Source organism: Pseudacidovorax intermedius (genome assembly GCF_001476815.1).
GTDB classification, from domain to species: domain Bacteria; phylum Pseudomonadota; class Gammaproteobacteria; order Burkholderiales; family Burkholderiaceae_C; genus Xenophilus; species Xenophilus intermedius_A.
On the sequence record NZ_LDSL01000138.1, the window covers coordinates 25,301 to 32,060 of the forward strand.

A 6,760-nucleotide genomic window follows, 5' to 3' on the forward strand; every position below is an offset into this window, starting at 1 on the left:
GGAGCCAAGCGCATGAACCTTTCCGCCTGGTCGATCCGCAACCCCATTCCGGCGGCGATGCTCTTCGTCCTGCTGACGCTGGCAGGGCTGCTGTCCTTCAAGTCCATGAAGGTGCAGAACTTCCCGGACATGGACCTGCCGGTGGTGGTCGTCACCGCCGCCCTGCCCGGCGCCGCGCCGGGGCAGCTCGAAAGCGACGTGGCGCGCAAGATCGAGAACGCCATCGCCACCATCCAGGGCGTCAAGCACATCACGTCCACGCTGGTCGATGGGCAGGCCACCATCGCCACCGAGTTCGAGCTGGAGAAGCCCGTGCAGGAGGCCGTGGACGACGTGCGCTCGGCCGTGAGCCGCGTGCGCGCCGACCTGCCGGCCGACCTGCGCGACCCCATCGTGGCCAAGCTGGAGCTGTCCTCGCAGCCGGTGCAGGCCTATGCCATCGCCTCCGACAACTGGGACGACGAGCAGCTGTCGTGGTTCGTCGACGACGTGCTGTCGCGCCGCATGCTGGCGGTGCCGGGCGTGGGCGCCATCACTCGCGTGGGTGGCGTGACGCGCGAGGTGCGCGTCGCGCTCGATCCGGCGCGCATGCAGTCGCTGGGCATCACGGCCGCGGCGGTCTCGCGCACGCTGCGCCAGGTGCAGATGGAGAGCGCCGGCGGCCGGGCCGAACTGGGCGGCGCCGAGCAGCCGCTGCGCACCCTGGCCACCGCCAAGACGGCGGCCGAAGTGGCGGCCATGCAGATCCCGCTGGGCAACGGCCGCCATGCGCGCGTGGACGAGGTGGCCACCGTCACCGACACCACGGCCGAGCCGCGCGCCATGGCCCTGCTGGACGGCAAGCCGGTGATCGGCTTCGAGATCTCGCGCAGCCGCGGCGCCAGCGAGGTGGAGGTGGGCGACGGCGTGGAGAAGGCGCTGGACAAGCTCAAGGCCGACTACCCGCACCTCAGGCTGCAGCGCACCTTCGACTTCGTGGACATCGCCCGCGGCGAGTACGACAGCTCCATGCGCCTGCTCTATGAAGGCGCGCTGCTGGCGGTGGTGGTGGTGTGGCTCTTTCTGCGCGACTGGCGGGCGACCATCGTCTCGGCGGTGGCGCTGCCGCTGTCGGTCATCCCGGCCTTCATCGGCATGTACCTGCTGGGCTTTTCCATCAACATCATCACGCTGCTGGCGCTGTCGCTGGTGGTGGGCATATTGGTGGACGACGCCATCGTGGAGGTGGAGAACATCGTGCGCCACCTGCGCATGGGCAAGTCGCCCTACCAGGCGGCCATGGAGGCGGCCGACGAGATCGGCCTGGCGGTGATCGCCACCACCTTCACGCTGATCGCGGTGTTTCTACCGACGGCTTTCATGAGCGGCATTCCGGGCCGCTTCTTCAAGCAGTTCGGCTGGACGGCGGCGCTGGCGGTGTTCGCGTCTCTGGTGGTGGCGCGGCTGCTCACGCCCATGATGGCGGCCTACATCCTCAAGCCGCTGGTGGGCCACGACAAGGAGCCCGGCTGGATGCGCAGCTACATGCGCGCCTCGGCCTGGTGCCTGCGCCATCGCGGGCTCACGCTGCTGGGTGCGCTGGTGTTCTTCGTCGGCTCGCTGGCGCTGATTCCGCTGCTGCCCTCGGGCTTCATCCCGCCGGACAACAACGTGCAGACCCAGGTGACGCTGGAGCTGCCGCCCGGCAGCAAGCTGGCCGACACGCGCCGCGCGGTCGAGGCCGCCAGCGAGCGCATCCGCAAGGTGGGCCACATCGAGAGCATCTACGTCGCCATCGGCGGCGGCGCGGCGGGCGCCGACCCCATGGCCGGCGGCGCCGGCAGCGATCCGCGCAAGGCCACCCTGACGCTGCGCCTGGCGCCGCGCGGCGAGCGGCCGGTCAAGCAGGTGATCGAGCGCGAACTGCGCCAGGTCATGGCCGAGGTGCCGGGCGTGCGCGTCAAGGTGGGCCTGGGCGGCTCCAACGACAAGTACATCCTGGCGCTGTCCAGCGAGGACCCGCAGGCGCTGGCCACCGCGTCGCGCGACGTGGAGCGCGACCTGCGCACCATCCCCGGCGTGGGCAACGTGAGCTCCAACGCCAGCCTGGTGCGGCCCGAGATCGCGGTGCGCCCCGACTTTGCCCGCGCCGCCGACCTGGGCGTGACCAGCAGCGACATTGCCGAGACGCTGCGCGTGGCCACGGTGGGCGACTACGAGCAGTACCTGCCCAAGCTCAATCTGGCGCAGCGGCAGGTGCCGATCGTGGTGCGGCTGGCCGACAGTGCGCGCGAGAACCTGTCGACGCTGGAGCGCCTGACCGTCCCCGGCACGCGCGGCCCGGTGCGCCTGGGCGAAGTCGCCACGCTGGAGCCCGCGGGCGGCCCGGCCGTCATCAGCCGCTACGACCGCGCGCGCAACGTCAACTTCGAGATCGAGCTGGGCGAGCGCGGCCTGGGCGAGGTGGCCGAGGCCATCCGCGAACTGCCGGCCATCCGGAACCTGCCGCCCAATGTGCGCACCATCGACGTCGGCGACGCCGAGATGATGGGCGAGCTGTTCAGCAGCTTCGGTCTGGCCATGCTGACCGGCGTGCTGTGCATCTACATCGTGCTGGTGCTGCTGTTCAAGGACTTCCTGCAGCCGGCCACCATCCTGGCGGCCCTGCCGCTGTCGCTGGGCGGCGCCTTCGTGGCGTTGCTGCTGGCGGGCAAGAGCTTCTCGATGCCCTCGCTGATCGGGCTGGTGATGCTGATGGGCATCGCGACGAAGAACTCGATCCTGCTGGTGGAGTACGCCATCGTGGCCCGGCGCGGGCACGACGGCAGCGACGGCCGGCCGGCCGCGGCGCCGATGAGCCGCTGGGACGCGCTGCTCGACGCCTGCCACAAGCGGGCCCGGCCGATCATCATGACCACGCTCGCCATGGGCGCCGGCATGATGCCCATCGCCCTGGCCTGGGGCGAGGCGGACATGAGCTTCCGCTCGCCGATGGCGGTGGCGGTGATCGGCGGGCTGGTCACGTCCACCATCCTGAGCCTGCTGGTGATCCCGGCCACCTTCACCTACGTGGACGACCTGGAGCAGTGGCTCAAGCGGCTGTTCCGGCGCGGCCGGCCGGCCTCGGCGGACGACACCGCCGAAGGCCGCGACCATCCGGCGGCTACAGCACGTCCACCGGAATCTTGAGGTAGCGCACGCCGTTGGCCTCGGCCGGCGGCAGGGCTCCGGCGCGGATGTTGACCTGGATGGCCGGCAGGATCAGCACCGGCATGGTCAGCGTGGCATCGCGCGCCTGCCGCATGGCGACGAAGCCGGCCTCGTCCACGCCGTCGTGCAGGTGGATGTTGGCGCGGCGCTGCTCGGCCACCGTGGTTTCCCAGGCCGGCGCACGGCCCTCGGGCGGGTAGTCGTGGCACAGGAAGAGGCGCGTGGCCGGCGGCAGCGCCAGCAGCCGCGCCACCGAGCGGTAGAGCTGGTGCGCATCGCCGCCGGGAAAGTCGCAGCGCGCGCTGCCCACGTCGGGCATGAAAAGCGTGTCGCCCACGAAGGCCAGCTGCGCCGTGCCGGCCTCGTCCTCCACCACATAGGCCATGTCGGCCGGCGTGTGGCCGGGCACGTGCATGGCGCGCAGCCGCAGCGCGCCGACATGGAAGACCTCGTCGGGCTCGAACAGATGGCCGAACTGCGAGCCGTCGAGCGCGAAGCCCGGCTCCAGGTTGAACACCTTGTTGAACACGCCCTGCACCGTGCGGATGGCCGAGCCGATGGCGATGGTGCCGCCCAGCGCCTTCTGCAGGTAGGGCGCGGCCGAGAGGTGGTCGGCATGCGCATGCGTCTCCAGCAGCCACTGCACCGTGAGGCCATGGGCGCGGACGAAGTCGATGAGCCGGTCGGCCGAGTGCGTGGCCGTGCGGCCGGACTTGGGGTCGTAGTCCAGCACCGAATCGACGATGGCGCAGGCCCCACCCTCGCGCTCGAAGAGCACATGGCTGATGGTGAAGGTGGCCGGGTCGAAGAAAGGCTGGACCCGGGCGGCGACAGGCTCGTCGGTCATCGGTGGCTCCTGGAAAGCAAGAGATGCGGAAAGGACTGGACAACAGTTTATTGAACGATAGTTTATTTTTCAATAAACTGTTGGCCATGCCACGCGCTGCAACGACCTCTGCCGACCTGCATCACGACGCCACGCCCGGCCCCGAGGCGCTGGCCCAGCTGCGCGCCTCCGCCGGCCGCGCCTGCGCCCTGCTCAAGGCCATGGCCAATGAAGACCGCCTGCTGCTGCTGTGCATGCTGGCCGAAGGCGAGCGCAACGTCGGCGAGTTGCAGGCCGCCACCGGCATCGTGCAGCCCAGCCTGTCGCAGCAGCTGGGCGTGCTGCGCGAAGAAGGCCTGGTGCAGACGCGGCGCGAGGGCAAGTTCATCTACTACGCGCTGGCCAGCACCGAGGTGCTGCGGCTGATGCAGGCGCTGCATGCCAGCTTCTGTGCGCCGCAGTGAGGCGGCTTCTCTTTTTCCATCCAGGACCCTTTCCATGACCCTCGACTGGCTCCACTTCACGCCCTGGCGCTCGCTCGCTGGCGGCGCCCTCATCGGCCTCGCCGCCGCCCTGCTGGTGCTGGCCAATGGCCGCATCGCCGGCATCAGCGGCATCCTGGGCACGCTGGTGGGCCGGAGCGCGCCGGGCGAGCGCGCGTGGCGGCTGGCCTTCCTCATCGGGCTGCTGGCCGCGCCCATGGCGTGGCAGATCGGCGCCGCCCTGCCGGCCGCGCACATCGCGGCCAGCCCTGCGCTGCTGATCGCGGCTGGCCTGCTGGTGGGCCTGGGCACGCGCTATGCGAGCGGCTGCACCAGCGGCCATGGCGTGTGCGGGCTCTCGCGCGGCTCGGTGCGCTCGCTGGCCGCCACGCTCGCCTTCATGGCCGCCGGCTTTGCCACGGTCTTCCTGCTCCGCCATCTGATCGGATGAACCCGCCATGCCTGCATTGACCGCCTTTCTCTCCGGCCTCGTCTTCGGCCTCGGCCTGCTGCTGTCCGGCATGGCCGACCCGGCCAAGGTGCTCGGCTTCCTGGACCTGGCCGGCCCCTGGGACTCGTCGCTCGCCTTCGTGATGGGCGGCGCCATCGCGGTCGCGGCACCGGCCTTCGCGCTGGCGCGGCGCCGCAGCCACGCGTTGCTGGGCGCGGCGATGCAGCTGCCCCAGGCCACGCGCATCGACCGCCGGCTGGTGCTGGGCAGCCTGGTCTTCGGCGCGGGCTGGGGCCTGGCGGGCTTCTGCCCCGGGCCAGCGCTGGTGAGCGCCGCCGCGGGCTACCGCGAGGCCTGGCTCTTCGTCGCGGCGATGGTGGCGGGCATGGCGCTGTTCTCGTGGCTGGAGAACGCCCGGCATCGGCGAGCGCAGACGGCCTGAGCGCCAGGGCCGCTCGCCCGTTTCAGGCATTCAGGCGAACACCACCTCGCAGCTCGACGCCATCAGCGCCGCCATGCCGGCGTGCCGGCGGGCCCGCGCATCGGTGACCAGCGTGTGCACGCTGCCGATGGGCGCGTAGGCGATGCGGCTGCGCTGGCCGATCTTGCTGTGGTCGGCCAGCACGATGCAGCGGTGCGCGGCCGCCACCATGGCACGGGCCACTTCGGCCTCCGGCCGCTCGAAGCTGCTGGCCCCATGCTCGGCGCAGAGGCCGACGGGCGAGAGCAGCGCCACGTCGGCGCGGTAGCGCTGGATCTCCGCCACGGTCTGCGCGCCGCAGGTGGCGGGCACCTCCGTCAGCAGCTGGCCACCCAGCAGGACCACCTCGTTGGCGCGGCGGCTCTTCTCGTCGCGCGTGAGCTGCCGCGCCACCTCCAGCCCGTTGGTCACGATGGTCAAGCCGCTCAGGCCGGCCAGCTCCTGCGCCAGCAGCGCGGTGGTGGTGCCGGCGTCGATCAGCAGCGTCTGGCCGGGCCGCAGCAGGCGGGCGGCGGCGCGCGCGATGGTCTTCTTCTCGCGCGCCCGCGTGGCCTGGCGCACGGCCAGCGGCGCTTCGCGGCTGGACGCCTCCATGCCGACGCCGCCGCCGTGCACGCGGCGCAGGGCGCCCTCGGACTCCAGCGCCTGCAGGTCGCGCCGCACCGTTTCCCGCGACACCCCCAGCTCCTGCACCAGCCGGTCGGTGCTCACGGCGCCCTGGGTACTGAGCAGGCTGCGGATTCGGTGGATGCGGGCTTGTTGGAGCATGAAGGTGGCGGCGGAAGAGACGGGACAAGCGGCGCCGCGGCGGTTCGCGCATCCGCGCCGCCGGGCACCGCCCGGGCATCGTAGCGGCGCGGACCTGAACCGGCCCTGTGTGCAGCGCGGCACCCGGCTTCGACAGGCTCAGCCCGAACGGATGGGAGCGACCGCACGACGGCCGGCACGTCGCCCACACACCGCCCATCACTTGCCACCGTTCCCGCTGAGCCTGTCGAAGCGCCCTCCCAGGCTCGGGCAGCCCCGGCCCGAACCCGTGGCGGGAGCCGCGTCGGCCTCAGGTCATGGCACTGACATGGATTGTTGGCAAATTGTGGATTTGAGTCATTTGTTGTGAATTTCCGCGCGCCTTTCCGGCCGCCGGCCGCTCACCGCAGATGGGGAAAGCACAGGCGGCGCCGCATCCGGCAGCGGCCGCCATTCGACCGTTCACCGAAAGAACCGGCATGCCACGCACACACCTGTCCTCACGACGCGCACGTCCACGCAGCCTGGGCCTCGGCGCCCTCGCCTGCACCCTCGCCCTGGCCGCCTGCGGCGGCGGTGGCGGC

The 6,760-nt window shown here is 71.3% G+C and carries 6 protein-coding genes; 4 read left to right on the plus strand and 2 right to left on the minus strand.

Features of this window, described 5'->3' with window-relative positions:
* The first annotated feature begins 12 nt into the window (after positions 1-12).
* On the plus strand, positions 13-3,168 hold the full coding sequence (locus tag NS331_RS20090) for an efflux RND transporter permease subunit (protein ID WP_082702641.1): 3,156 nt from the start codon (positions 13-15) through the stop codon (positions 3,166-3,168).
* On the opposite strand, the gene NS331_RS20095 is transcribed toward NS331_RS20090, so the two are convergent.
* A complete protein-coding gene (locus tag NS331_RS20095; protein WP_058643731.1) occupies positions 3,143-4,036 on the minus strand; it encodes an MBL fold metallo-hydrolase in 894 nt (297 codons plus the stop codon). The genes NS331_RS20090 and NS331_RS20095 overlap by 26 nt on opposite strands.
* 86 nt (positions 4,037-4,122) lie before the next feature.
* Here NS331_RS20095 and NS331_RS20100 point away from each other — a divergent pair, with 86 nt between their 5' ends.
* Genes NS331_RS20100 through NS331_RS20110 form a run of 3 tightly spaced genes read left to right on the plus strand, consistent with a single transcriptional unit; the run spans position 4,123 to position 5,390 of the window.
* A complete protein-coding gene (locus tag NS331_RS20100; protein WP_082702642.1) occupies positions 4,123-4,479 on the plus strand; it encodes an ArsR/SmtB family transcription factor in 357 nt (118 codons plus the stop codon).
* A gap of 34 nt (positions 4,480-4,513) precedes the next feature.
* Positions 4,514-4,948, plus strand: a complete 435-nt coding sequence (locus NS331_RS20105; protein ID WP_058643732.1) for a YeeE/YedE family protein — start codon at positions 4,514-4,516, stop codon at positions 4,946-4,948.
* Positions 4,949-4,955: 7 nt separating this feature from the next.
* Entirely contained in the window at positions 4,956-5,390 is a 435-nt protein-coding gene (locus NS331_RS20110) for a YeeE/YedE family protein (protein WP_058643733.1), read from the plus strand.
* Positions 5,391-5,420: 30 nt separating this feature from the next.
* On the opposite strand, the gene NS331_RS20115 is transcribed toward NS331_RS20110, so the two are convergent.
* Entirely contained in the window at positions 5,421-6,197 is a 777-nt protein-coding gene (locus NS331_RS20115; protein WP_058643734.1) for a DeoR/GlpR family DNA-binding transcription regulator, read from the minus strand.
* Between the last annotated feature and the right edge of the window lie 563 nt (positions 6,198-6,760).

Bases quoted from the DNA above. Each gene is read 5' to 3' on its own strand.
- NS331_RS20110 (WP_058643733.1), top strand. From the start codon at position 4,956: ATGCCTGCATTGACCGCCTTTCTCTCCGGCCTCGTCTTCGGCCTCGGC.
- NS331_RS20105 (WP_058643732.1), top strand. From the start codon at position 4,514: ATGACCCTCGACTGGCTCCACTTCACGCCCTGGCGCTCGCTCGCTGGC.
- NS331_RS20090 (WP_082702641.1), top strand. From the start codon at position 13: ATGAACCTTTCCGCCTGGTCGATCCGCAACCCCATTCCGGCGGCGATG.
- NS331_RS20100 (WP_082702642.1), top strand. From the start codon at position 4,123: ATGCCACGCGCTGCAACGACCTCTGCCGACCTGCATCACGACGCCACG.
- NS331_RS20095 (WP_058643731.1), bottom strand. From the start codon at position 4,036: ATGACCGACGAGCCTGTCGCCGCCCGGGTCCAGCCTTTCTTCGACCCG.
- NS331_RS20115 (WP_058643734.1), bottom strand. From the start codon at position 6,197: ATGCTCCAACAAGCCCGCATCCACCGAATCCGCAGCCTGCTCAGTACC.